Below are 24,168 nucleotides of genomic sequence, written 5' to 3'. Positions count from 1 at the left end.
GGCGCCGGCGAACCCGTCAGGCACCCTCCTCCGGCACCAGCGTCGAGAGCGGAACGCTCGGGTCCGCCAGCTTTTCGCGGTCCACCGGCGCCTTCGACCTGATCAGGGCCTGGATGGGCTCGACGACGTCCCACACGTTCACGTTCATCCCGGCCAGCACCCGGCCGTCCGACAGCCAGAACGCGACGAACTCCCGCTTGCCCACGTCCCCGCGCACCAGCACCTGGTCGTAGCCGCCCGCCGGCGCGTACCCCGAGTACTCCAGGCCCACGTCGTACTGGTCCGAGAAGAAGTACGGCACCCGCTCGTACGAGACCTCCTGCCCCAGCATCGCCCGCGCGGCGGCCGGGCCGCCGTTGAGGGCGTTGGCCCAGTGCTCCACGCGCAGCCGGGTGCCCAGCGCCGGGTGGTGCGCGGCGGCCACGTCCCCGACGGCGAACACGTCCGGGTCGGAGGTCCGCAGCGAGGCGTCCACGGCGATGCCGCCGCCGTGCTCCCGGTCCACGAGGGCCAGCCCGGAGGTCTCGGCGAGCGCGGTGCGCGGAGCCGCCCCGATCGCGGCGAGCACCGCGTGCGCGGGGTGCTCCTCCCCGTCGTCGGTGCGGGCGGCCATCACCATGCCGTCCTGGCCGACGATCTCCGTCAGCCGCGCCCCGAAGTGGAAGCGCACCCCGTGCTCGGCGTGCAGGTCGGTGAAGAGCCGGCCGACCTCCGGCCCGAGCACCGCGTGCAGCGGCGTCGCCAGCGGCTCTACCACGGTGACCTCGGCCCCGTAGCCGCGGGCCGCCGCCGCCACCTCCAGGCCGATCCAGCCCGCGCCCGCGATCAGCAGGTGGCCGTTGTCCCGGCCCAGGGAGGTCAGCGCCTTGCGCAGCAGGTCGGCGTGGGCGAGCCGGCGCAGGTGGTGCACCCCGGCCAGGCCCGTGCCCGGGATGTCCAGGCGGCGCGGCTCGGCGCCGGTGGCCAGCAGCAGCTTGTCGTAGTGCATCAGGGTGCCGTCGCCCAGGCGCACGGTCTTCGCCGCCCGGTCCAGGTGCACCGCGGGCTGGCCCAGGTGCAGCTCGACGTCGGCGCTCGCGTACCAGGACGGCTTGTGGACGAAGACGCTGTCGCGCTCCTCCTTGCCCACCAGGTAGCCCTTGGACAGCGGGGGCCGCTCGTACGGATGGTCGCGCTCGTCGCCGATCAGGATCACCCGGCCGGTGAACCCCTCCGCCCTCAGCGTTTCGGCGGCCTTGGCCCCGGCCAGCCCCGCGCCGACGATGATGAACGTCTGGTTTGCGTCGACCACCTGATGCCTCCTCATAACCTGTCGGCCACTTGCGGCCACCTTGCGAGCGTCCCGCACCCAGCCTGCCGCGTGAAGGGGGAGTGGCCCGATCGGCTCACCCTTCGGCGCGCCGCCCGCGCCGGGTGAGGCGGGCGTGCAGCGAACGGGCCGCCGCGTCGGTGAGGCAGGCGATCTGGTCGATGACCGCGCGTTTGCGCGCCCTGTCGTCCGGCGCCGCGTCGAAGATCGCCCGGAACTGGGGGTCCAGGCCCTCCGGAGCACGGGCGCTGAGCGCCTCCGCGAGTTCGGCCAGGACGATGCGCTGGTCGGCCCGCAGCCGCTCCTGCTCGTCGCGCTGCATCACGTACAGGTCGGCGACCGCCTTGAGGACCGCGCACTCGTTGCGCGCCTCGCGCGGCACGACCAGCTCCGCCGCGTACCGGGTGAGCCGGCCGGAGCCGTACGCCTCACGGGTGGCGCCCTCGGCGGCCAGGCAGAAGCGGCCGATCAGCTGGCTGGTGGCGTCCTTCAGCCGGGCCTGCGCCACCGCCGAACCGTCGTAGCCGTGCGGCCACCACTCCTCCTCCATCAGCCGGTCCAGCGCCTCGCGCAGCTCCTCCGGATCGGTGTCGGCCGGGACGTAACGGCCGATCGCCACCTGCCAGATGACGGCCCGCTCGGGCTCGGCGAACAGGAGGTTGGGGTCGAGGTGCCCGGCGTGCAGCCCGTCCTCGAAGTCGTGCACCGAATACGCGACGTCGTCCGCCCAGTCCATGACCTGGGCCTCGAAGCACTTGCGGTCGGCGGGCGCCCCGCGCCGCAGCCACGCGAAGACCGGCAGGTCGTCCTCGTACGCCCCGAACTTCACCGAGGCGGGATCGGTGGGGTGGCCCCCGCGCGCCCAGGGGTACTTGGTGGCCGCGTCCAGGCAGGCGCGGGTCAGGTTGAGGCCCACGCTGACCTGCTCCCCGTCGGGGCCGGTGACGAACCGTTTGGGCTCAAGCCGGGTCAGCAGGCGCAGCGACTGGGCGTTGCCCTCGAAGCCGCCGCAGTCCTTGGCGAACTCGTTGAGCGCCTCCTCGCCGTTGTGCCCGAAGGGCGGGTGCCCCATGTCGTGGGAGAGGCAGGCCGCTTCGACCAGGTCCGGGTCGCAGCCGAGGGCCGCGCCGAGCTCCCGGCCCACCTGCGCGCACTCCAGGGAGTGGGTCAGCCGGGTGCGGGGGCTCGCGTCCCAGTCGAAGGACCTCGTGCCCGGGGTGACGACCTGGGTCTTCCCGGCGAGGCGGCGCAGCGCGGCCGAGTGCAGGACCCGGGCGCGGTCGCGCTGGAAGGCGGTGCGGCCGGGCCGTTTGTCGGGCTCGGCGGCCCACCGCTCGGTGGCGGCGGGATCGTAGGACTCGTAGGCGGGGGCGTGCGCGGTGCCTTCCATGTTCAGACGTTAACCGGAGTCACCGACAATCCCAGCAATCCGATCCAACACGGCCTTTACACGGAGGCCAGTTCCGGCTTCCGCGCGCTGCGGGCCAGGGCCTCGTCGTAGCGGCGCAGCACCAGCCGGGCCAGTGCCGGGTGCGCGCCGAGGGGGGCCGCCGCCGGGCCGTCCGCGGCGGCGGCGCTCGCGGAGGCGAACCGGCCCGGGGCGGCGAAGTACGAGGCCACCGCCGCCCGGCGGTGCCCCCGGGCGGCCAGCGCCCGGACGGCGTCCGGCACGCTCGGTGCGGCCGCGGAGGCGTACGCCGGGACCACGGGAACCCCGCCGAGCCGCTCGGAGAGCAGGCCGGCGCCGCGGCGGGCGTCGGCGGCGGAGTCCGGGTCGAGGGATCCGGCGGAGGCCAGTACGACGGCCGTGCCCGGTGTCCAGCCGGCCTCCAGGAGCCGCTCGAACAGGGCCTCGACGAGCAGCGGGTGCGGGCCCAGCGGGTCGGCGATGCGGATCCGCAGGTGCGGGGCCCGGGCCGCGGCGGCGGGGAGGTCCCGCTTGACGTGGGTCCCGCGCCCGAGCAGCAGCGGTACGAGCACGGCCTGCCCGGTGGTGTCCCGGAGCGTGTCGGCGAGCAGCGGCCGGTTCAGCTCGATGTGGCCGAGGCGGACGTCGAGGGTGGGGCGGAGCTCGCGGACGCGGTCGAGCAGGGCGAGGACGGTGTGCGCGGCGCGCGGGTCGCGGCTGCCGTGGGCCACGGCGACGAGGGTGGGGTGCATGTGGGGACTCCGTGGTGACGGGCGCGTGGCGGGCGCAGACCGCTGAGCTGGGTGCCGAGCTGGTCGGTGATCCGGGTCAGCAGCTCGGCGGCGCTGCCGAAGGGGAAGGACTGGGTGGCGGGAGGGTGCACCGGCTCCGTCATGGACCGATCCTGCGGGGCGCAGATTGCGTGGGCGTTGCGCGGGGGTGACGGGTGTTTTCCTGCTGCTCACTCGGTCATTCGTACGAGTGAAAGGGGGTGCGGGGGGAACTGGGGGGCCGGGCCGGTTCGTCAATCCGTGCGAAAGGCGTGCGGGACGAGGGGGACGGTCATGGGGGAGCAGCGGGAGCGGGAGCGGGAGCGGGATCGGAATCGGGATCGGGATCGGCGGGAGCGGGATCGGGCGGGGGCGCCGGCATTCGGGCGGTCGGGCCGGCGGGGGCGGTTCGAGGCCGGCGGCCGGTGGAGGGGGCGGCTGCGCACGGTGCGGGCGCGCCGGCGGGCGGTGCAGGCGGTGATGGCGCTCTGCGTGCTGGCCCTCCTGCCCTCGACGTGGACGCACGCCGTGGCCGCCGACCGGCTGCGGACCACGGCGGCGGCGCCCGACGCCGGGGTGGCGGTGGTCTTCGGGGCGGGCCTGTGGAACGGCAGGCCGACGCCGTACCTGGCGTACCGGCTCGACGCGGCCGTGGAGCTGTACCGCGCGGGCAAGGTGAAGGTGGTCCTGGTCACCGGTGACAACAGCCGCACCGAGTACGACGAGCCGGGCGCGATGCGGGCGTACCTCAGGGGACACGGCATACCGGACGAAAGAATCGTCAGCGACTACGCCGGTTTCGACACCTGGGACTCGTGCGTGCGGGTCCGGGAGATATTCGGGGTGCGTCGCGCGGTACTGGTCAGCCAGCACTTCCACATCCACCGCGCCGTGGCCCTGTGCCAGGCGGCGGGCGTGGAGTCCTACGGCGTCGGCGTCGACGACGAGCACGACGCCACCTGGTACTACGGCGGCGCCCGCGAGGTCCTCGCGGCGGGCAAGGCGGCCCTCGACGCGGCCTTCCGGCCGGAGCCGAGGTTCCTCGGGCCCAAGGAAGAGGGGGTGTCCAAGGTCCTGGCCGCTCTGGCAGACTGACGCCGCGATCGGCGTATACCGATTAGTCATATAGCGATGTGTCTGCGTCAGGGGTGTGCAACGTGGCTGTGGTGGATCTGAGCGGCAAGGTCGTCGTCATCACCGGTGGTGCCCGGGGCCTGGGCGCGGCGGTGGCCCAGGCCGTCGTCGACGGCGGCGGCCGGGTGCTGATCACCGACGTGCTGGAGGCCGAGGGCGCGGAGACCGCCGCCAAGCTCGGCGACGCGGCTCGCTTCCTGCGGCACGACGTGACGAGCGAGGCCGACTGGCAGGCGGTGCTGGACCACGCGGTCGCCGAGTTCGGCCGGATCGACGGGCTCGTCAACAACGCCGGCATCTCCACCGGCCAGTTCCTGGAGCACGAGAGCGTCGAGCACTTCCGCCAGGTCGTCGAGGTCAACCTGGTCGGCGTGTTCATCGGCATCAAGGCCGCGATACCCCTGCTGCGGGCGACCGGCGGCGGATCCATCGTCAACATCTCCTCCGCCGCAGGCCTCACCGGGCTCGCCCTCACCGCGGGGTACGGGGCCTCCAAGTGGGGGGTGCGCGGGCTGTCGAAGATCGGCGCCCTGGAGCTCGCCGAGGCGAAGATCCGCGTGAACTCCGTCCACCCCGGCATGACGCTGACCCCGATGACCGCCCCGATCGGCATCCAGACCGGCGAGGGCAACTACCCCGGCGCCCCGCTGGGCCGCGTAGGAGTCCCCGAGGAGATCGCGGCCGCCGTCGCCTTCCTGCTCTCCGACGCCGCCGGCTACATGACCGGCGCCGAACTCGCCGTGGACGGCGGCTGGACGGCCGGCCTGACGGTGAAGTACCTCACCGGCCAGTAGGCCGGCTCACCGCGTGAGGCGTGCCAGATCGATCTCGATGTCGAAGGGCACGCTCGTCTTGAGCCGCTCCCGGTGGATACCGGTGGGGACGTAGGTGCGGGTCGTGTCGTCGAGCTCGTACGCGTGGACCACCGGGAGGCCGTGCTCCTCCTCGACGCGCCAGAAGTGCCGGATCCCGGCCCTGGCGTACTTGAAGGGCTTCGTCTCCCGGTCCCGCTCCTGCGACTCCTCGGAGACCACCTCGACGACCAGCGCCACGTCCCCGGGCAGGAAGCAGGTCCGGTCCGGGTCGTAGGCGACGGACGCGGCGATGACATCGGGCTCGGGCCGGCTCTTCACGCTCAGGCGCACGGTCATCTGCGCCTCGACCGTGTTCTCCTCCGGGGCCTGGTCCTCCAGCGCCGCGGTCAGGCGGCGGATGACACGATCGTGCCAGGACCGCTGGGGCGACATCATGAAGATCAGCGATCCGTCGATGAGCTCGGTGTGGCGGGGCAGGTTCGGGATGTGGTCGAGGTCGTCGGCCTCCCAGCCGCTGGCGCGCGGCGGGTAGAGCCACTCGGGCAGCGTGGCGGTCATGGTCTCCTCCAGTCCTGACCCCGCCAGCCTAGCCACGCCGGGCCGCGGGCGGGGGTCCATCCGCTCCCGCTCACCGCGTCGGGGCGGGACCCGGGAGGGCGGCGTACCCCGCGCGTAACGCGAGGTGGGCCCCCGCGTAACACCCCGGCCGCACCCTGGACCGCATGCCCAGCTCCCCGGAAGCCACCGCCACCCACTGTCCCTACTGCGCCCTGCAGTGCGGCATGAACCTGCGCCCCGCCCCCGGAGGCGACGCGGTGACCGTCGAGGAGCGCGCCGACTTCCCCGTCAACCGGGGCGCGCTGTGCGGCAAGGGCCGCACCGCCCCCGACGTGCTCTCCTCCCGGGTGCGCCTCACCGAGCCGCTCGTCCGCACCCACGCCGGCGGCCCGCTGGTGCCGGCCACCTGGGAGGAGGCCCTCGACGCCGTCGCCGAGGGTCTCGGCCGCACGCGCCGCGCCCACGGCGCCGACGCCGTCGGCGTCTTCGGCGGCGGCGGCCTGACCAACGAGAAGGCGTACGCCCTCGGCAAGTTCGCCCGCGTCGCCCTCGGCACCTCCCAGATCGACTACAACGGCCGCTTCTGCATGTCCTCGGCCGCCGCCGCGCACCAGAAGGCCTTCGGCCTTGACCGCGGACTGCCCTTCCCCCTGGAGGACGTCCCGCGCACCGGCTGCGTGATCCTCGTCGGCTCCAACCTCGCCGAGACCATGCCGCCCGCCCTGCGCTACCTCACCGAACTCAAGGCCAACGGCGGCACCCTGATCGTCGTCGACCCCCGCCGCACCCGCACCGCCGAGCAGGCCGACCTGCACCTCGCGCCGCGCCCCGGCACCGACCTCGCCCTGGCCCTCGGCCTGCTGCACCTGGTCGTCGCCGAGGGCCGCACCGACGAGGAGTTCATCGCCGGACGCACCACCGGCTGGGAGGACGCCAGGGCCGCCGCGATGGCCCACTGGCCCGAACTCGTCGAGCGGATCACCGGGATCCCCGTGCCCGAACTGCGCCGCGCCGTCGAGCTGTTCTGCGGTCCCTCCTCCGCCATGGTCCTCACCGCGCGCGGGCCAGAGCAGCAGTCCAAGGGCACCGACACCGTCGGCGCCTGGATCAACCTGTGCCTCGCCACCGGCCGGGCCGGCCGCCCCTACTCCGGCTACGGCTGCCTCACCGGCCAGGGCAACGGCCAGGGCGGCCGCGAGCACGGCCAGAAGGCCGACCAGCTCCCCGGCTACCGCAAGCTCACCGACCCCGCCGCCCGCGAACACGTCGCCCGCGTCTGGGGCGTCGACCCGCACAGCCTGCCAGGCCCCGGCCGCAGCGCGTACGAACTCCTCGACGCCCTCGGCCGCGACGTCAAGGCCCTCCTCCTGATGGGCTCCAACCCGGTGGTCTCCGCCCCCCGCGCCGCCCACGTCGAGGACCGCATCCGCTCGCTGGACTTCCTCGCCGTCGCCGACGTGGTCCTCTCCGAGACCGCCGAACTCGCCGACGTCGTCCTGCCCGTCACCCAGTGGGCGGAGGAGACCGGCACCACCACCAACCTGGAGGGCCGCGTCCTGCTGCGCCGCCGCGCCCTCACCCCGCCCCCCGGCGTCCGCACCGACCTGGAGGTCCTGCACGGCCTCGCCGCCCGCCTCGGCGTGGAGAAGGGCTTCCCCACCGACCCCGAGGAGGTCTTCGGGGAGCTGCGCCGCGCCTCGGAAGGGGGCCCCGCCGACTACTCCGGCATCACCTACGCCCGCATCGAAGCCGAACAGGGCGTCTTCTGGCCCTGCCCCGAAGGCTCCCCGGGACAGCCCCGCCTCTTCCTCGACGGCTTCGCCACCGACGACGGCCGGGCCCGCTTCGCACCCGTCTCCCACCGCGACGCCGCCGAGGTCCCCGACGCCGAATACCCCCTGCTGCTCACCACCGGCCGGGTCGTCGCCCAGTACCAGTCCGGGGCACAGACCCGCCGCGTGCCCGAACTCAACGCCGCCGCCCCCGGCCCCTTCGTGGAGCTCCACCCGCGCCTCGCGGCCCGCCTCGGCGTGACCGACGGCACCCCGCTCGCGGTGACCTCCCGCCGCGGGAGGGCCGTCGCCCCGGCCCGCGTCACGGACGCCGTCCGCGCCGACACCGTGTTCATGCCGTTCCACTGGCCCGGAGAAGGCCGCGCCAACACCCTCACCAACCCGGCCCTGGACCCCGTCTCGCGGATGCCGGAATTCAAGGTCTGCGCGGTCCGCGTGGAACCCGCGTAACTCCGGTCGGACATGAGTCCGATCCGCATCGGGATTCCCGCCAGGGGGTAACCATCCGTCACGCAGCGGGCTCAGAAAGTGCTCGCACGCCCCTCGTGGCAGCGATGTGTCGTACCCCACACTGAGGTGCGGTGCCACCGTCCTCGGAGCCCTGGAGGTCGCCCCCGTGCAGACCCAGACCCTGACCGTGAACGCGAGCCGCCCCGCCGACGACGCCTCCGATCCGGATCCCGAGGCCGAGGCCGACACGGTGGAAGACCCCGAGGACGAAGAGCCCGAGGTCCTCGAACTCATCGAACCGGTCCCCCCGCAGCGCACCCGCGGCCGCGACAACGGCGCCGGAAGCGGCCCCTCCGCCGACCTGTTCCGCCAGTACCTCCGCGAAATAGGCAGGATCCCGCTGCTCACCGCCGCCGAGGAGGTCGACCTCGCGCGCCGCGTGGAAGCGGGACTCTTCGCCGAGGAGAAACTCGGCACCGCCACCGACCTCGACTCCCAGCTCGCCGTCGACCTCGACAGGCTCGTCGTCATGGGCCGCATGGCCAAGCGCCGGCTCATCGAGTCGAACCTCCGGCTCGTCGTCTCCGTCGCCAAACGCTACGTGGGCCGCGGACTGACCATGCTCGACCTGGTCCAGGAGGGCAACCTCGGACTCATCCGGGCCGTCGAGAAGTTCGACTACGCCCGCGGCTACAAGTTCTCCACCTACGCCACCTGGTGGATCCGGCAGGCGATGTCACGGGCCCTCGCCGACCAGGCCCGCACCATCCGCGTCCCCGTCCACGTCGTCGAGCTGATCAACCGCGTCGTCCGCGTCCAGCGCCGCATGCTCCAGGAACGCGGGTACGAACCCACCGCCGAAGAGGTCGCCGTCCACCTGGAACTGACGCCCGAACGGGTCCTGGAGGTCCTGCGCCTCGCCCAGGAACCCGTCTCCCTCCACGCGCCCGTCGGCGAGGAGGACGACGTCGCCCTCGGCGACCTCATCGAGGACGGGGACGCCGCCTCCCCCATGGAGTCCGCCGCGTTCTTCCTGCTGCGCGAACACCTCGAAGCCGTGCTCTCCACCCTCGGCGAACGCGAACGCAAGGTCGTCCAGCTCCGGTACGGGCTCGCCGACGGCCGGCCCCGCACCCTGGAGGAGATCGGCCGCATCTTCGGCGTGACCCGCGAACGGATCCGCCAGATCGAGTCCAAGACCCTCAACAAGCTGCGCGACCACGCCTTCGCCGACCAGCTGCGCGGCTACCTCGACTGACGGGCGCTCCGCCGGGACAACGGAAAGGGGGCGCCCCGCGGGACGCCCCCATCCGCTCACGGCCCGGTCAGTCGACCTCGGCCACCGCCTGCGCGAACTGCGCCGCGTACAGCCGCGCGTACGCGCCCTCCGACGCCAGCAGCTCCTCGTGCGTGCCCTGCTCCACGATCGAACCGCCCTCCATCACCAGGATCACGTCGGCATCGCGGATCGTGGACAGCCGGTGCGCGATCACGAAGGACGTACGGCCGTGGGCCAGGCGCGCCATCGCCTTCTGGATCAGCACCTCGGTACGGGTGTCCACCGAACTCGTCGCCTCGTCGAGCACCAGGATCACCGGGTCCGACAGGAACGCCCGCGCGATGGTGATCAGCTGCTTCTCGCCCGCGCTGACGCCCGCGCCCTCGTCGTCCAGCACCGTGTCGTAGCCGTCCGGCAGGGTGCGGACGAAACGGTCCGCGTGCGCCGCCCGCGCGGCCTCCTCGATCTCCGCGCGCGTCACCTCGCGCGAGGCGCCGTACGCGATGTTCTCCGCGATCGTCCCGCCGAACAACCAGGTGTCCTGGAGCACCATGCCGATCCCGGCACGCAGCTCCTCGCGGGTCATCTTCGCGATGTCCACCCCGTCCAGGGCGATCTCCCCGCCCGTGACCTCGTAGAACCGCATCAGCAGGTTGACCAGGGTGGTCTTGCCGGCGCCCGTCGGCCCGACGATCGCGACCGTCTGGCCCGGCTCCACCGTCAGCGACAGGTTCTCGATGAGGGGCTTGTCCGGCTCGTACCGGAAGGCCACCTTGTCGAGGGTGACCTGCCCGCGCAGCTCCTCCGGACGCTCCGGGACCTCCGCGTCCGGCTCCTGCTCCGGCGCGTCCAGCAGCTCGTACACCCGCTCGGCCGAGGCCACGCCCGACTGCACGAGGGTCGCCATCGACGCCACCTGCGAGAGCGGCATCGAGAACTGGCGCGAGTACTGGATGAACGCCTGCACGTCACCGATCGACAGGGTGCCCGAGGCCACCCGCAGACCGCCGACGACCGCCACCAGCACGTAGTTGATGTTCGATATGAAGAACATCACCGGCTGCATGATGCCGCTGACCAGCTGTGCCTTGAACGAAGCCCGGTACAGCTCCTCGTTCTGCTCGGCGAAGACCTCCGCCGACTCCTTCTGCCGCCCGAACACCTTCACCAGCGAGTGGCCGGAGTACATCTCCTCGATGTGGGCGTTGAGCGTGCCCGTGGTCTTCCACTGCGCCACGAACTGCGGCTGCGACTTCTTGCCGATCTTCGCCGCGACCACCACCGACACCGGTACGGTCACCAGCGCGACCAGCGCCAGCAGCGGCGAGATCCAGAACATCATCACCAGTACGCCGACGATCGTCAGCAGCGAGTTCATCAGCTGCCCCATCGTCTGCTGGAGCGTCTGCCCGATGTTGTCGATGTCGTTCGTCGCCCGGCTCAGCACCTCGCCGCGCTTCTGCTGGTCGAAGTACGACAGCGGCAGCCGCGACAGCTTCCCCTGGAGCTCCTCGCGCATCCGGTACACGGTGCCGTTCATCACGTGGTTCGACAGCCGCGTGGCGACCAGCATCAGCAGGCCCGCCAGGGTGAACACCACCAGCGCCCAGACCGCCGTGACCCCGACGGCACCGAAGTCGATGCCCTGACCGGGGGTGAAGTCGGTGCCGGACAGCATGTCCGCCATGCCGTCCTGGCCCTCGGCCCGCAGCCCGTCCAGTGCCTGCTGCTTGGTCAGGCCGTCCGGCATCTCCCGGCCGACGATCCCCGCGAACACCAGGTCGGTGGCCTCGCCGAGGATCTTCGGCCCGACCACCGCGCAGCCGACGCTGCCGACCACGGCCGCGACCATGCCCCACAGCTTGGCCCGGTCCTGCGCGAGCTGCCCCAGCAGGCGCTTGCCGGAACCCTTGAAGTCCAGGGACCGCTGGCCCGGCCCCGTCATCATCCGTCCTCCGGGCCCGCTCATGCGGCCTCCGCCTCCGTCAGCTGGGAGAGCACGATCTCCCGGTAGGTCTCATTGCCGGCCATCAGCTCGTGGTGGCGGCCCTCGCCCACCACCTGGCCCTCGTCGAGGACGATGATCCGGTCGGCGTCACGGATCGTGGAGACCCGCTGGGCGACGATGACCACCGTCGCCTGCTCCGTCTCCCGGGCGAGCGCCGCGCGCAGCGCCGCGTCCGTCGCGTAGTCCAGGGCCGAGAAGGAGTCGTCGAACAGGTAGATCTCCGGACGCTGCACGAGCGTGCGGGCGATCGCCAGACGCTGGCGCTGACCGCCGGAGACGTTCGTCCCGCCCTGGGTGATCGGCGCTTCCAGCCCGCCCTCCAGCTCGGACACGAAGTCCTTGGCCTGCGCCACCTCTAGGGCCCGCCACAGCTCCGCGTCGGTCGCGTCCGGGCGCCCGTAGCGCAGGTTCGAGGCGATGGTCCCCGAGAAGAGGTACGGCTTCTGCGGGACCATGCCGACCGTCCGGGCCAGCAGCTCCGGGTCGATCCGGCGCACGTCCTCCCCGTCGACCAGCACCTCGCCGCCGGTCGCGTCGAACAGCCGCGGCACCAGCCCCAGCAGCGTGGACTTGCCGCTGCCGGTCGAGCCGATCACCGCCGTGGTCTCGCCGGGACGGGCCACCAGGTCCACCCCGCGCAGCACCGGGGCCTCGGCCCCCGGGTAGCGGAAGTCGGCGCCGCGCAGCTCCAGCTGCCCGCTCCGGGCGAGCGTGCGCACCGGGTCGGTGGGCGGGACCACGCTGGAGTCGGTGTCCAGGACCTCCTGGATGCGCTCGGCGCAGACCTCGGCGCGCGGCACCATCATGAACATGAAGGTGGCCATCATCACGGCCATGACGATCTGCATCAGGTAGGCGAGGAAGGCGGTCAGCTGGCCGACCTCCATGTCGCCGCCGTCCACGCGCATCGCGCCGAACCAGATGACGGCCACGCTGGAGATGTTCACGACCAGGATGACGACCGGGAACATCAGGGCGAGCAGCTTGCCGGAGGCCAGCGAGACCTCGGTCAGTTCGGAGTTCGCCCTGCGGAAGCGCTCCTCCTCGTAGCCGTCGCGGACGAAGGCGCGGATCACCCGGTTGCCGGTGATCTGCTCGCGCAGCACCCGGTTGACGACGTCGAGGCGGTCCTGCATCTGGCGGAACAGCGGCCGCGTCTTCCAGACGATCGCGCCGACGGAGACGCCCAGTACGGGCACCACCGCGAGCAGGACGCCCGACAGCTTCACGTCGAGGGAGAGCGCCATGACGATGCCGCCGACGCACATGATGGGCGCCGACACCATCAGGGTGAAGGTCATCAGGACCAGCATCTGGACCTGCTGGACGTCGTTCGTCGTACGGGTGATCAGCGACGGGGCGCCGAATTGGCCCATCTCCCGCGCGGAGAAGCTCTGCACCCGGTCGAAGACGGAGGCCCGGACGTCGCGGCCGAGAGCGGCCGCGGTACGGGCCCCGTAGTAGACGGCCCCGACGTTGCAGACGAGCTGGACGAGGGAGACCCCCAGCATCAGGCCGCCGAAGCGCAGGATGTATCCGGTGTCCCCGTTGACGACACCCTGGTCGATGATGTCCGCGTTGAGAGTGGGCAGGTAGAGGCTCGCACTGGTCTGCAGGAGTTGCAGCAGCACCAGTGCGGCGATGGGTTTCTTGTACGGACCCAGGTGGGTCCGCAGCAGTCGTATGAGCACGCGCAGGCTCCGGTAGGCAAGATCGAGGGGGGTTCACTCCATCTTGTGCCAACCGGCGGCCCGAACCCCACCGGATTTTGCAAAGCCCGGACAAAAGGACTGGTCCCCTCGGACTCCCGGACCAGGACCACGAGCCCCGAGCCCCGCGTCCTAGAACCCGAACGCCCCCGGGTGCAGCTGCTCTCGCGTCGTGACGTACTGCTGACGCACCGCCTGCCAGGCCGGGTAGTCCTCGCCCGGCTCGAACACCTGGGCCGGCGGGGCCGGCCACAGCGGCGGGACGTGCGGGGCCAGCGTGCCCTGCTGCACCCCGAGCGCCCAGGCCGCCTGACGGGCCGCGCCCAGCGCCGCGTAGTCCGCCGGAGCCGGGACGACCACCTGCGTCCCGAACAGCCCCGGCGCGGCGGCCTGTACGGCGGGCAGTTCGGCGGCGGCCCCGAGGAGGAACACCCGGCGGATCTGGGCGCCCCGGTGCCGCAGCACGTCGAGGGCGTCCACCAGCCCGCACAGCATGCCCTCGAAGGCGGCCCGCGCCAGGTGTTCGGGCTTCATCGAGTCCCGGCGCAGCCCCGACAGGGTCCCGGCGGCGTGCGGCAGGTTCGGCGTCCGCTCGCCCTCCAGGTACGGCAGGAGCACGAGCCCGTGTGCACCCGGCGTCGACTTCAGCGCGAGCGCGCTCAGCCCCTCCAGGTCCGTGCCCAGCATGTCGGCGGTGCCGCGCAGGGCCCGTACGGCGTTCGAGGTGTTCACCACCGGCAGGTGCATGCCGCCCGCGTCGGCCAGGGAGGTGATCAGGCCGCCCGGGTCGGACAGGGCCTCGTGGTGCACCGCCATCACGGAACCGGAGGCCCCCAGCGACACCACCGCGTCGCCCGGACCGATGCCGAGCCCGAGCGCGGCGGCCGTGGTCTCGCCGGTCCCGGCGGAGATCAGCAGCCCCTCGGGCGTCATCCCGGCGAAGTCGGACGGGCCGAGCACCTCCGGCAAGAGCGCCTGGTGCCCGAGCGCCAGCTCGACGAGGTCGGGCCGGTACGACCCGGTGGCCGCCGACCAGTACCCGGTGCCCGAGGCCGCGGCCCGGTCGGTGGTGCGGCGCGCGGGCCGGCCGAGCAGCTGCCAGACGAGCCAGTCGTGCGGGGACATCACCACCGCCACCCGGCGCGCCGCCTCCGGCTCCGTACGGGCCAGCCAGGCGAGCTTCGTGATCGGCTGCGCGGAGTGCGGGACGGAGCCCACGGCCGCCACCCAGGCGGCCTTCCCGCCGAGGGCCCCGATCAGGTCGGCGGCGGCGACCTGGCAGCGCTTGTCGTTGCCGACCAGGGCGGGCCGCACCAGCGCGCCCTGCGCGTCCAGCGGCAGCAGGCCGTGCTGCTGCGCGGAGACCCCGATCGCCTGGACGCCCTCCAGCAGCCCGCCCCCGGCGGCTTCGCCGAGGGAGAGCAGCCAGGCCTGCGGGTCGGTCTCGTGGGGGACGCTGTCGCCGGCGGGCTGCGGATGGGGCGCGTAGCCCTGGCGCAGCACGGCCCCCGTGTCCGTGTCACAGACGACGATGCGAGTGAAGGCGGAAGAGCTGTCCAGCCCGGCGACTATCCCCATGGGGAGAATTCTGCCGCACGCCGGGCCGGAACCAGCCGCCTCAGGTGTTGCTCGTGCCCCACTCGTCGTCGGCGCCCTGCCCCCGCTCGCGCAGCGACCGCACGTGCTTCGCCACGGAGGCCGGGACGGCGTCGCCGACCTTGTCGCCCACCACCGCGAACGCCTTGCCCGCGAACTGCCGCCCGGTGTGGCCGGCGGTCTCGGCGGCGTTGCGCACGGCGGGGTTCTGCGCGATGCGCCGGGCGGACTTCTTCATCTCCTCGTACCGCTCGCGCCCCGCGGCCGTGCCCACCACGTATCCCAGGGCTACTCCGGCGAGGAACGTGACCTTGTAGCGCATGCCTGCCACCCTTCGTTGTCTCGGTGCCCGGCCTGCTGCGATACCGATTGGCGGAGCACCCCCCTGCTTGCGCTAATCTATGACTCGCAACGGGCGCTCGCCCCCCGGCAAGGCCGGAGGTGGGCTGTTCGGTGCACCGCAGCAATCCCCTGTAGCTCAATTGGCAGAGCAGCCGGCTGTTAACCGGCAGGTTACTGGTTCGAGTCCAGTCGGGGGAGCGCGGTCCCCTGTAGCTCAATTGGCAGAGCAGCCGGCTGTTAACCGGCAGGTTACTGGTTCGAGTCCAGTCGGGGGAGCAGGAAGAGGAGAGGACCCGGGAGGGTCCTCTTTCTTTTTGCCCTGATCCGGGAACCGGGCAGCCTTCAGCGCGGTCTCTCTGAACAAGCGCAGCCGATCATGCGGGGCATCCGAGGCAGGAGATCGTATGAGCGGCTATGCTGCGGCAGACGGCGCGCACACGTGTACGCGCCACGCCGATAAGGGGCGGTAGCTCAGCCGGTTAGAGCAGCGGACTCATAATCCGTCGGCCGTGGGTTCGAGTCCCACCCGCCCCACCGCAAGCCGCAGGTGCAGAAACGATTGCACCTGCGGCTTCGGCGTTTCCGGAGGCAGGGCGCGCCGACAGATGTGGCCTAGGTCACGCGAAGGGCGGCACCTGTCGGCGGATCAGTCCCAGCCGATGGTGCGCTCGTCCGCGGCGGCCGTGCGGGGGCGCGGGGCGGTGTGGCCGGCGGCGGCGACCGGACGAGCGGTGCGAGACATGGAACCCCCTGGAACTGGACCTGGACCTGGACCTGGACCTGGACCTGGACCTGGACCTGGACCTGGAACTGGGCCTGGGGCGCGGACGGCCGCGGCGCGGGCCGGCCCGGTCGTGCCGCACCGGTCCGGCCTTCCGGCGCCGGCCCGGGGCTCCGTGCGCCGCCGTCCCGGTGGACACCATCCTGCTGGCCCTCGTATAGGCGCAGAAGAGGATTCCGATGGCACCAAGGTGTCAGGCACCAAGGTGTCGCCGCCCGGACACCCCGGTCCGCCCGGCAAGTTCTCGAAGAGACCGCCTATGGCCCGGCCTGCGCACCCTGTGAGATCAATCCACCGGCGGGACGCCGTCCGCCGGGACCGACAGGCCGGGGGCACGAAGCATGCTGGAAGCGCTGGGACTCGACAGCCTGGCGGAGGCCGTCTACCGGGAGATGCTCGCCGACCCGACCGGCGGAGTGGCCGAACTGGGCGCACGGCTGGGCATGACGCAGGAGCAGGTCCGCGAGGGGCTCGACCGGCTCGTCGACCTCGACCTCCTCACCCCGTCCCGCGACGACGCGGGCCGGCTGCGGGCCGTCAGCCCCGAGGCGGGCCTGGAGCAGATCCTGCGCCGCCAGGAGGAAGACCTGCTCCGCCGTCAGCAGGAACTGGCGGCGGGCAAGGCGGCCGCGGCGCGCGCCGTCGCCGAGTTCGCGGGCCTGCGGCCCGACACGGCGTCCGACGGCGCCGAACGGCTCGTGGGCCTCGACGCCATCCAGTCCCGGCTGGAGGTCCTCGCCCGGGGCCTCACCGTCGAATGCCTGGCGATCATGCCCGGCGGCGCCCAGTCCCAGGCCGGCCTGGACGCCTCGCGGCCCCTCGACGAGGACGCCCTGGCGCGCGGGATCCGGCTGCGGTCGATCTACCAGGACAGCGTCCGCAACGACCCGGCCACCCTCGCCTACGTCCAGTGGGAGACCGGCCTCGGGGCCCGGGTCCGCACCAGCCCGGTGCTGCCGCCGCGCCTGGTGATCTTCGACCGGAAGACCGCCGTGGTCCCCATCGACCCGGCGAACTCCCGGCTCGGCGCCCTGTGCACCACCTCCCCCGGCATCGTGGCCTCCCTCGTCAGCCTCTTCGAGCAGACCTGGGAGCAGGCCGTCCCCCTCGGCGCCGCCCGCGAACAGGCCACCGGGGACGGGATCACCGCCGGCGAACGCGAACTGCTCAAGCTGCTGGCCTCCGGCCTCACCGACGAGGCCGCCGGCAAGCGGCTCGGGGTCTCCCTGCGCACCGTCCGCCGCCAGATGGCCGTGCTGATGGAACGCCTGGGCGCCAGCAGCCGCTTCGAGGCGGGCCTGCGCGCCGCCCGGCGCGGCTGGCTCTAGGAGCTCCAGGAGCTCCAGGAGCTCCAGGAGCTCAAGGGGACCGGGCGGAGGGGCCGGCGCCGGACCCCCGGGACGCGACGCGCCGAGGCCGCGGACGCCCGCCTCGGGCACCCGCGGCCACGGCCGCCGGGGAGGACCGGCTAGAAGTTCTCCGTCTCCTCCGCCAGATGACGCAGCACGTCCGTGAGGTCCCCGCGGCGCGCGAAGGCCGTACGCTGCCGGGCGGCCCCCGATCCGTCGCGCAGCAGCCCGCCCAGGGTCTTCGCCGCGTGGTCCAGGTCGCCCGCAGCGGCCAGGTCCGGGGCGACCAGGTCGAGCAGCGCCTCCGCCAGGTCGGCCGCCGGCAGCTCGGCGCCCGTGTACGGGTCCAGGCCGAAGCCCTCCAGGCCGTCGTGCGCCGCCCGCCAGCGCGCCAGACGCAGTACGTCGTCCCGTACGGGCGGATCCGGCCGCTGCTCGGCGATCGCCCGCAGCGCCGACGACACCAGGGCCCGCCCCAGCTCCGCCTGGAGCACGGCCGTGTCGATGTCCGGGGACATGTCGGGCGCCCGGATCTCGAGCGTCGGCCAGTTCCCGGACGGACGGAGGTCCCAGTAGACCATCTTGGTGTCCAGCGCCGCCCCCGATCCGAGCAGGGTCTGCACCGAGCGCCGGAAGTGGGCCGTGGACGTGAAGTGCGGGGGCGGCCCCGCCGAGGGCCACCCCGACCAGGCCATCGCCCGCCAGCTGGAGTGCCCGGTGTCCCGGCCGCCCCAGAAGGGGGAATTGGCCGCCAGCGCGATCAGCGTGGGCAGCCATGGTCTGACCCGGTTGGAGACGGCCACCGCCGTGTCCACGTCGAGGGTGCCGATGTGGATGTGGCGGCCGCAGCTCACCAGCGTGTCCGTCAGCGCGCCGAACCGCCGGTGCTGCTCCCGCTGCCGCGGCTCGTCGTCGGTCAGGTGCAGGGGACCCTCCACCGCCACGACCGGCGAAGGGGCGGCCAGCAGCCGGCAGCCGTGCTCGCGGGCCGCCGCGGACAGGGTGCGCCGCAGGACGGCGAGCTCCTCGCGGAGGGTCACCGCCGAATCCGCCACCGGGGTGGAGATCTCCACCTGGTACCGGGTCCCCTCCGCGTGCAGCTGCTGCGGCAGCCCGGCGGCGGTGGCGAGGACGAGCGGTGCGGCCGGGACCACCCGCAAGGTGGTGGCGTCGACGAGCAGGAACTCCTCCTCGACGCCGACCGTGAGGGGGGTGGGGACGCCGCTCACGGTGGTGCTCGTTGTGCTGTTGCCAGGTTCGATCACTACGCCTCCCTGGACATACGAGTCGTTTCATCATGAGCTGACAGGGGTCGTGGAGGGTAGGTCGATCCGGTCAAATGTCAGGCGACTGTGGCGGGTTAGCGGCAAGCCCGGCACAGCCCTGGGGCCCCGGATCCGCGTGGTGTGGGCGTTGCGGGTGTGCGAACGCCCCCCGCGCTCCAGAGCCGCCCCAGTCAGGGCTGCTTACCATCCCGTGTGACTGGTACCGCCTCCCCTCCCCGGCCGAAGCGGCGCATACTCGCCGACCTGACCCCGCTGCGCACCTCCGCCCACTACCGGCGGCTGTGGGTGGGCGGCACCATCTCCTGGATGGGCCAGGCGATGACCGCCCTCGCCATCTCGCTCCAGGTCTACGAGATCACCGGCTCCAGCTTCTCGGTCGGCCTGGTCGGGCTCTTCTCGCTCGTCCCGCTCGTCGCCTTCGGCCTGTACGGCGGCGCCATCGCCGACACCGTGGACCGGCGCAAACTCGGCCTCTACAGCCAGATCGGCCTCACCGTGCTGTCCGCCGGCCTGGCCGCCGCGGCGCTCCTCGACTACCACCGGGTCTGGCTGCTCTACACCGTCGTCGCGCTCCAGGCCGTCTGCGGGGCGCTGAACGGCCCCGCCCGCTCGGCCATGATCCCCAAGCTGCTGCCGCCCGAGCAGCTGCCCGCGGCCAACGCGCTGGGCTCCGTCACCATGACCTCCGGGACGATGCTGGGCCCGGTGCTGGGCGGCGTCATCGTCGGCTGGTGGGGCTACCAGGCGGCGTACCTGATCGACGCGGTCACCTTCGTCGCCGCCCTCTACGCCATGTGGCGGCTGCCGTCGATGCTGCCGGAGGGCGCCAAGGGCGGGCGGGCCTCGGTCCTCGACGGCCTGCGCTTCCTCGCCACCCGGCCCAACATCCGGATGACCTTCTTCGCCGACATGGCCGCCATGGTGCTGGCGCACCCCAGGGCGCTGTTCCCGGCCGTCGCCGTGCTCTGGTACGGCGGCGACGCCAAGACGGTCGGCCTGCTGGTGGCCGCCCCCGCCGTGGGCGCGCTCCTGGGCGGCCTCTTCTCCGGCTGGCAGGGCCGCATCCGGCGCCACGGGCTGGCGATCCTGCTCTCCGTCGGGGCGTGGGGGCTGGCCATCGCCGTCTTCGGCCTGACCCGGAACCTGTGGCTGGGGCTGCTGTTCCTGGCGGTGGCCGGCTGCGCCGACACCATCTCGATGGTGTTCCGCAGCACGATGCTCCAGGCGGCGACGCCGGACGCGATGCGGGGGCGGCTCCAGGGGGTCTTCATCGTAGTCGTCGCCGGCGGGCCCCGGCTGGGGGACTTCCTCGCCGGGTCCGTCGCCGACCTGGCCTCGCCGGCGGTCGCCGTCACCGGGGGCGGCGTGGCCTGCGTGCTGGTGCTGTGCCTGCTCGCCGCCCGCTGGCGTTCCTTCGCCCGCTACGACGCCCGCTCCCCCCGGGCGTAACCCCTGCCGGGGCCCGGGGCGGGCCGCGTGCGGGACCGGCGCCCCCGCTGGGGGCTACCGCCGGGGAGCCCGCGGCGCCCCGCCGTCCCCCGGGCGGCGGGGCGCCGCGGCGGGCGCGGCCGGGGCGCGCAGGAGGGTTACGCCTCCACCGGCGTGTGGGTGCGCGGGCCGGGGCGGGTGCCCGTGTTCTGGGTGCCGGTGGGCTCGAAGAGGAGGATCGCCGCCTCCTCCGCCGCCTCCGGGCAGTGCTCGATCCCGCGCGGGACCACGTACAGCTCGCCCGGCCCGAGCACCACGTCCCCGTCCCGCAGGTGGATCGTCAGCGTGCCGCTCACCACCAGGAACAGCTCGTCGGTGTCCTCGTGCGCGTGCCAGACGAACTCGCCCTGGACCTTGGCGACCTTCACCTCGTAGTCGTTCACCCGGGCGATCGTCCGCTGGGCCCACTGCTCGGTGAAACCGGCCAGCTTCTCCGCCACGTCGACCTTGCCGTTGAGCCCCATCGAGCTCGATGTCTGCGTCATGGGAACAGCGTCACCGGGGCCCCGGCGACCGGTCTTGTACGTTTCTGACATGCCCGCAGATCCCCGCCCGCGCAGCACTGTCTCCGCATGGCGGCCGCCGGTCGCCGGCATCACCGAGGTGTTCCACGCCCGCTTCACCGAGCACGCCTACCCCGCCCATGTCCACGACACCTGGGCGCTGATGATCCTCGACGGCGGACGCGTCGAATTCGCCCTCGACCGCGCCCGCGAACGCCACGGCGTCGGGGTCTCGGAGTCCGTCATCCTGCTCCCGCCCGGCGTCGCCCACGACGGCCGGACCGTGACCGAGGCGGGCTTCAGCAAGCGGGTGCTGTACCTCGACTCCTCGGTGCTGCCCGAGCGCCTCACCGGAGCCGCCGTCGACGCCCCGCTGCTGGCCGACCCGGCGCTCCGCGAGCGCGTGCACGGCCTGCACCGGTCCCTGCGGGACCCCGACCCCCTGGAGGCGCAGTCGAGGCTCGCGTTCGTGGGGGAGCGGCTGCGCTGGTGGCTCGCCGGAAGGAAGCCGCTCGCACCGTACGGGGCCCCGGGCGCGCGGACCGCCGTACGACTGCGCGAGCTGCTGGACGCGCGGGCCGTCGAGGGGATCACCCTGGACGAGGCGGCGGCGGCACTGGGCGGCGTCCACCCCACCCACCTGATCCGCAGCTTCCGCCAGACCTACGGGCTGCCCCCGCACGCCTACCTGACGGGCCGCCGGGTGGCACGCGCGCGGGAGCTGCTGCTGGCGGGGATGCCCGCCGCCCGGGCGGCGACGGCGGCCGGCTTCTACGACCAGGCACACCTGACCCGGCACTTCGGGCGGTACGTCGGAACCACCCCGGCGCGGTTCGCACGGTCGGCCGGGAGATAGGCGGTAGGTGCCGGCTGTGAACGGGAGTTGGCGGGTTCGTTGCCGCACCGCCGCCCGCCCTTCCCTTTTGTTTCGATCAGTCATATGACAGTTCGGCAGGGTCCCCGTCCGGTCCCGTCCCCGTCCCCGTCCCGACCCCCAGCTCCCGCCAGGAGGAAGGCAGTCATGCGCCTTCGTACGCTCTTCACCACCGCGGTGGCCACCGCGGCACTCGCCGGCCCCCTCGCCCCCACCACTACCGCCAACGCCGCCGGGGCTCCCGCCTGCTCCCCGTACCTGTCCGTCGCCGGCTTCTCCGACGCCCTCGACAAGAGCCTGCTCGACGGCAAACCCGTCGGCGGCATCTCCGGCCTCGCGCTCGACCGCGACGGCAGCGTCGCCGCCGTCTCCGACAAGTCGGCGCTCTACCGGCTGGACGTGGCCCGCGGCCGCACCCCCGCGGCCACCGCCACCGCCCGGCTGCCGCTCACCGACGGCACCGGGAAGCCCGTCGACTCCGAGGGCGTGGTCGTCGACCGGGACGGGACCTACCTCGTCACCGACGAGACCGCGCCGGCGATCCGCCGTCACAGCCGGACCGGCCAGGTCCTGGCCACCCTGCCCGTACCGCCCGCCTTCGCGCTCGCGCCGCAGGGCCGGGCCACCCCGAACCAGACCTTCGAGTCCCTCACCCTCCTCCCCGGCGGGCACACCCTGGTGGCGGGCGTGGAAGGACCGCTCGCGGGCGACGGCACGGACGCGCGGGGCCGCACCCTCCAGCGGATCCAGACCTGGGAACGGCGCGGGAACGGGGAGTTCGCCCTCGGCCGGCAGTACGCCTACCCCGTCGACCCGGGCCACGGCCTCGTCGAGCTCGCACCCACCCGCGACGGCCGGCTGATCGTCCTGGAACGCGGCTTCACCAGGGAGTTCGCCATCACGGTCCGGCTGTACCTCGCCGACCCGCTCGGCGCGAGCGACACCTCGAAGACCGACACCCTGGCCGAGGGCCCGGGGCTGCGGCCCGCCCGCAAGACCCCCCTCGGCGACTTCGACGACTGCCCGACGCTCGGCGCGCCCTCGAAGCTGCCGCAGAACCATCCGCTGGTGGACAACATCGAAGGCATGGTCGCGCTGGACGGCCGTGAAGGCGACGGCCACGGACGCGGACGCGGCCGGGTGCGGTTGCTGCTGGCCAGCGACGACAACGAGCTCCCGCAGCAGATCACCCGGCTGTACACCGTCGACGTCAGGCTCCCCGCCCGCCGCACCCGCTGACCGGCCGGGCCGGCCTCCGGACCCGGGGTCGTCAGCCCGCGGGCGCGACGATCCCCCGGGCCACCCCCAGGGCGACCAGGTCCTGGGGCCGGATGCGCAGCTGGTCCGCCGTGGCGGGGGCCTCGTCGGCGGGGCGCTTGAGGATGGCCGCCGCCAGTTCCGGGGCGATCACCGAGAAGTAGCTGTCCGGCGTCACCCAGGTGTTCCCGGGCGCGGCCAGCGCCAGCGCCCCGCCCGAACCGCCCTCGCCGATCAACAGGGTCGTCACCGGTACGGAGGCCTCCGCGAGCGCCGCGAAGGTGTCCGCGATGGCCGGGCCGGCGCCGGCGTGCTCGGCGGCGGCGTCGTTGGCCGCGCCCGGGGTGTCCACCAGGGTGAGCACCGGGATCCCGAGCCGGTCCGCGAGCCGGACCACCCGGGCCGCCGTACGGTAGCCCGCCGGACGGGTGGCGGTGCCGCACTGGGCCGCGTACGCCACCGCCAGACCCTCCCGCAGCCCGAACCCGCACAGCATCCCGGGATCGGCGGCCCCGGCCCGGTCCCCGCGCAGCGGCAGGCGCAGCTCGAAGTACGCCTCCAGGTACGCCTCCGCGCGCGGCCGGTCCGGGTGCCGGGCCTGCCGGACGGCGTCCCAGCCGGTCTCCGGGGGCGTGACGGCGGCCAGCGCGGCCGGCGGTTCGACGGGCCCGGCGGCGCGCGGCGCGGCCAGCACCCGCAGCCAGTCCGCGACGGCCCCCGGGAGCTCCCCCGCGGGCACGACGGCATCCACGTGCCCGGCGGCGTACTGCCCCTCGGCGGTGTACGCCGCCGGATCGGCGTCCGCCGGCCGCACCCGGGACCCGGCGAAGCCGACCTGCGCCCCGGGCAGCGCCAGCACCACGTCGGCCCCCGCCCCCAGGGTGGCCCAGCCGCCGCCGGTGGTCGGGTCGCGCAGCACCGCGATCTGCGGCAGCCCGGCCGCCCGGGTGAGCACGCACTGCCGGGCCACGCGCTGGAGCTGCGTCAGGGCGAGCATCCCCTCCTGCATCCGGGACCCGCCGGTCGCGATCAGGGAGACCAACGGCAGGCGCTGCTCCCGGGCGTGCCGGTACGCGGCTTCGAGCCGGTCCCCGGTGCGCTGCCCGAGCGACCCGCCGAGGAACCCGAACTCGAAGGAGATCACGGTGGCCGGCCGGCCACCGATGAGGGCGGTCCCGGTGACGACGGACTCCCGCTCGCCGGTCCGCGCGGCGGCGCGGGCCCGGGAGTCCCCGTACCCGGCCCACCCGATGGGCCCGTCACCGGGCAACTCCGCTGCGGGGGCGGGGAGTTCCGCGAAGCTGTCGGGGTCGGTCAGGGTGGCGATGGCGGCACGGGCCGAGAGGCGGGTCGTCACGCGGCCACCCTAGATGAATGAGTCCGATGTTGGTGCTGGTCGCGACCATGGCGAAGGGCGCCCGTTGGTCAGTGTGTGAAGACAAACCTGGACGCCCTTCTG

19 protein-coding genes and 3 tRNA genes are annotated in these 24,168 nt (G+C 73.4%); 11 read left to right on the top strand and 11 right to left on the bottom strand.

What is annotated here, in order from left to right:
* Nucleotides 1-16 precede the first annotated feature (16 nt).
* From AC069X_RS24650 to AC069X_RS24640, 3 genes are all read right to left on the bottom strand, one after another.
* Nucleotides 17-1,291 carry an NAD(P)/FAD-dependent oxidoreductase gene (locus AC069X_RS24650; protein WP_478731475.1) on the bottom strand — a complete coding sequence of 425 codons (1,275 nt, stop codon included), beginning with the start codon at nt 1,289-1,291 and terminating at the stop codon, nt 17-19.
* Nucleotides 1,292-1,385: 94 nt separating this feature from the next.
* Entirely contained in the window at nt 1,386-2,699 is a 1,314-nt protein-coding gene (locus tag AC069X_RS24645; RefSeq protein ID WP_478731474.1) for a deoxyguanosinetriphosphate triphosphohydrolase, read from the bottom strand.
* Between the two features lie 56 nt (nt 2,700-2,755).
* Entirely contained in the window at nt 2,756-3,469 is a 714-nt protein-coding gene (locus AC069X_RS24640; protein ID WP_478731472.1) for a sirohydrochlorin chelatase, read from the bottom strand.
* Nucleotides 3,470-3,781: 312 nt separating this feature from the next.
* Here AC069X_RS24640 and AC069X_RS24635 point away from each other — a divergent pair, with 312 nt between their 5' ends.
* A complete protein-coding gene (locus tag AC069X_RS24635) occupies nt 3,782-4,582 on the top strand; it encodes a SanA/YdcF family protein (RefSeq protein ID WP_478731470.1) in 801 nt (266 codons plus the stop codon).
* Nucleotides 4,583-4,650: 68 nt separating this feature from the next.
* On the top strand, nt 4,651-5,415 hold the full coding sequence (locus AC069X_RS24630) for a glucose 1-dehydrogenase (RefSeq protein WP_478731692.1): 765 nt from the start codon (nt 4,651-4,653) through the stop codon (nt 5,413-5,415).
* A gap of 6 nt (nt 5,416-5,421) precedes the next feature.
* On the opposite strand, the gene AC069X_RS24625 is transcribed toward AC069X_RS24630, so the two are convergent.
* Nucleotides 5,422-5,994 carry a Uma2 family endonuclease gene (locus AC069X_RS24625; protein ID WP_478731468.1) on the bottom strand — a complete coding sequence of 191 codons (573 nt, stop codon included), beginning with the start codon at nt 5,992-5,994 and terminating at the stop codon, nt 5,422-5,424.
* A gap of 164 nt (nt 5,995-6,158) precedes the next feature.
* Here AC069X_RS24625 and AC069X_RS24620 point away from each other — a divergent pair, with 164 nt between their 5' ends.
* Both AC069X_RS24620 and AC069X_RS24615 read left to right on the top strand, forming a co-directional pair.
* Complete coding sequence (locus AC069X_RS24620; protein WP_478731466.1) at nt 6,159-8,237, top strand: molybdopterin oxidoreductase family protein; 2,079 nt, start codon at nt 6,159-6,161, stop codon at nt 8,235-8,237.
* Nucleotides 8,238-8,343: 106 nt separating this feature from the next.
* Complete coding sequence (locus tag AC069X_RS24615) at nt 8,344-9,495, top strand: RNA polymerase sigma factor (RefSeq protein WP_478731464.1); 1,152 nt, start codon at nt 8,344-8,346, stop codon at nt 9,493-9,495.
* Between the two features lie 67 nt (nt 9,496-9,562).
* Here the strand turns inward: AC069X_RS24615 and AC069X_RS24610 are convergent, their stop codons facing one another.
* The 4 genes from AC069X_RS24610 to AC069X_RS24595 all read right to left on the bottom strand — a co-directional run bounded on the left by AC069X_RS24610 (nt 9,563) and on the right by AC069X_RS24595 (nt 15,151).
* Nucleotides 9,563-11,485 (bottom strand): ABC transporter ATP-binding protein, encoded by a 1,923-nt coding sequence (locus tag AC069X_RS24610; protein WP_478731462.1) that lies wholly within the window; start codon nt 11,483-11,485, stop codon nt 9,563-9,565.
* The gene (locus tag AC069X_RS24605; protein WP_478731460.1) at nt 11,482-13,215 is read right to left on the bottom strand and encodes an ABC transporter ATP-binding protein; all 1,734 of its coding nucleotides are present in this window, start codon (nt 13,213-13,215) and stop codon (nt 11,482-11,484) included. Before AC069X_RS24605 ends, AC069X_RS24610 begins: the two co-directional genes overlap by 4 nt.
* Nucleotides 13,216-13,365: 150 nt before the next feature.
* On the bottom strand, nt 13,366-14,811 hold the full coding sequence (locus AC069X_RS24600) for an FGGY family carbohydrate kinase (protein ID WP_478731458.1): 1,446 nt from the start codon (nt 14,809-14,811) through the stop codon (nt 13,366-13,368).
* A 40-nt stretch (nt 14,812-14,851) separates the two neighbouring features.
* Nucleotides 14,852-15,151, bottom strand: a complete 300-nt coding sequence (locus AC069X_RS24595; RefSeq protein ID WP_478731456.1) for a YtxH domain-containing protein — start codon at nt 15,149-15,151, stop codon at nt 14,852-14,854.
* A gap of 145 nt (nt 15,152-15,296) precedes the next feature.
* On the opposite strand from AC069X_RS24595, the gene AC069X_RS24590 reads away from it, so the two are divergent.
* The 4 genes from AC069X_RS24590 to AC069X_RS24575 all read left to right on the top strand — a co-directional run bounded on the left by AC069X_RS24590 (nt 15,297) and on the right by AC069X_RS24575 (nt 17,280).
* A tRNA-Asn gene (locus AC069X_RS24590) sits at nt 15,297-15,369 on the top strand.
* 5 nt (nt 15,370-15,374) lie between these two features.
* Nucleotides 15,375-15,447: transfer RNA gene (locus tag AC069X_RS24585), tRNA-Asn, on the top strand.
* A 184-nt stretch (nt 15,448-15,631) separates the two neighbouring features.
* Nucleotides 15,632-15,705 (top strand) — tRNA-Ile (locus AC069X_RS24580).
* A gap of 588 nt (nt 15,706-16,293) precedes the next feature.
* Nucleotides 16,294-17,280 (top strand): helix-turn-helix transcriptional regulator, encoded by a 987-nt coding sequence (locus AC069X_RS24575; protein WP_478731454.1) that lies wholly within the window; start codon nt 16,294-16,296, stop codon nt 17,278-17,280.
* A 140-nt stretch (nt 17,281-17,420) separates the two neighbouring features.
* On the opposite strand, the gene AC069X_RS24570 is transcribed toward AC069X_RS24575, so the two are convergent.
* Entirely contained in the window at nt 17,421-18,530 is a 1,110-nt protein-coding gene (locus AC069X_RS24570) for a carboxylate-amine ligase (RefSeq protein ID WP_478731452.1), read from the bottom strand.
* A 249-nt stretch (nt 18,531-18,779) separates the two neighbouring features.
* Between AC069X_RS24570 and AC069X_RS24565 the strand changes: the two genes are divergently transcribed.
* Nucleotides 18,780-20,036 carry an MFS transporter gene (locus tag AC069X_RS24565; RefSeq protein ID WP_478731450.1) on the top strand — a complete coding sequence of 419 codons (1,257 nt, stop codon included), beginning with the start codon at nt 18,780-18,782 and terminating at the stop codon, nt 20,034-20,036.
* Between the two features lie 137 nt (nt 20,037-20,173).
* Here the strand turns inward: AC069X_RS24565 and AC069X_RS24560 are convergent, their stop codons facing one another.
* Nucleotides 20,174-20,560 (bottom strand): cupin domain-containing protein, encoded by a 387-nt coding sequence (locus AC069X_RS24560; RefSeq protein ID WP_478731448.1) that lies wholly within the window; start codon nt 20,558-20,560, stop codon nt 20,174-20,176.
* A 49-nt stretch (nt 20,561-20,609) separates the two neighbouring features.
* On the opposite strand from AC069X_RS24560, the gene AC069X_RS24555 reads away from it, so the two are divergent.
* Both AC069X_RS24555 and AC069X_RS24550 read left to right on the top strand, forming a co-directional pair.
* On the top strand, nt 20,610-21,434 hold the full coding sequence (locus AC069X_RS24555; RefSeq protein ID WP_478731446.1) for a helix-turn-helix domain-containing protein: 825 nt from the start codon (nt 20,610-20,612) through the stop codon (nt 21,432-21,434).
* A 165-nt stretch (nt 21,435-21,599) separates the two neighbouring features.
* A complete protein-coding gene (locus AC069X_RS24550) occupies nt 21,600-22,691 on the top strand; it encodes an esterase-like activity of phytase family protein (protein WP_478731444.1) in 1,092 nt (363 codons plus the stop codon).
* A 31-nt stretch (nt 22,692-22,722) separates the two neighbouring features.
* Here AC069X_RS24550 and AC069X_RS24545 read toward each other — a convergent pair whose 3' ends face one another.
* Nucleotides 22,723-24,066 carry a carboxyl transferase domain-containing protein gene (locus AC069X_RS24545; RefSeq protein WP_478731442.1) on the bottom strand — a complete coding sequence of 448 codons (1,344 nt, stop codon included), beginning with the start codon at nt 24,064-24,066 and terminating at the stop codon, nt 22,723-22,725.
* Between the last annotated feature and the right edge of the window lie 102 nt (nt 24,067-24,168).

This window comes from Streptomyces sp. NPDC043896 (genome assembly GCF_056435605.1).
This window is presented reverse-complemented; position numbering and strand designations above follow the sequence as displayed.

Excerpts from the sequence above, each read along its gene's own strand:
- AC069X_RS24575 (WP_478731454.1), top strand. The coding sequence starts at position 16,294 with ATGCTGGAAGCGCTGGGACTCGACAGCCTGGCGGAGGCCGTCTACCGG.
- AC069X_RS24625 (WP_478731468.1), bottom strand. The coding sequence starts at position 5,994 with ATGACCGCCACGCTGCCCGAGTGGCTCTACCCGCCGCGCGCCAGCGGC.
- AC069X_RS24600 (WP_478731458.1), bottom strand. The coding sequence starts at position 14,811 with ATGGGGATAGTCGCCGGGCTGGACAGCTCTTCCGCCTTCACTCGCATC.
- AC069X_RS24595 (WP_478731456.1), bottom strand. The coding sequence starts at position 15,151 with ATGCGCTACAAGGTCACGTTCCTCGCCGGAGTAGCCCTGGGATACGTG.
- AC069X_RS24610 (WP_478731462.1), bottom strand. The coding sequence starts at position 11,485 with ATGAGCGGGCCCGGAGGACGGATGATGACGGGGCCGGGCCAGCGGTCC.
- AC069X_RS24635 (WP_478731470.1), top strand. The coding sequence starts at position 3,782 with ATGGGGGAGCAGCGGGAGCGGGAGCGGGAGCGGGATCGGAATCGGGAT.
- AC069X_RS24550 (WP_478731444.1), top strand. The coding sequence starts at position 21,600 with ATGCGCCTTCGTACGCTCTTCACCACCGCGGTGGCCACCGCGGCACTC.
- AC069X_RS24555 (WP_478731446.1), top strand. The coding sequence starts at position 20,610 with ATGCCCGCAGATCCCCGCCCGCGCAGCACTGTCTCCGCATGGCGGCCG.
- AC069X_RS24620 (WP_478731466.1), top strand. The coding sequence starts at position 6,159 with ATGCCCAGCTCCCCGGAAGCCACCGCCACCCACTGTCCCTACTGCGCC.
- AC069X_RS24560 (WP_478731448.1), bottom strand. The coding sequence starts at position 20,560 with ATGACGCAGACATCGAGCTCGATGGGGCTCAACGGCAAGGTCGACGTG.
- AC069X_RS24640 (WP_478731472.1), bottom strand. The coding sequence starts at position 3,469 with ATGCACCCCACCCTCGTCGCCGTGGCCCACGGCAGCCGCGACCCGCGC.
- AC069X_RS24645 (WP_478731474.1), bottom strand. The coding sequence starts at position 2,699 with ATGGAAGGCACCGCGCACGCCCCCGCCTACGAGTCCTACGATCCCGCC.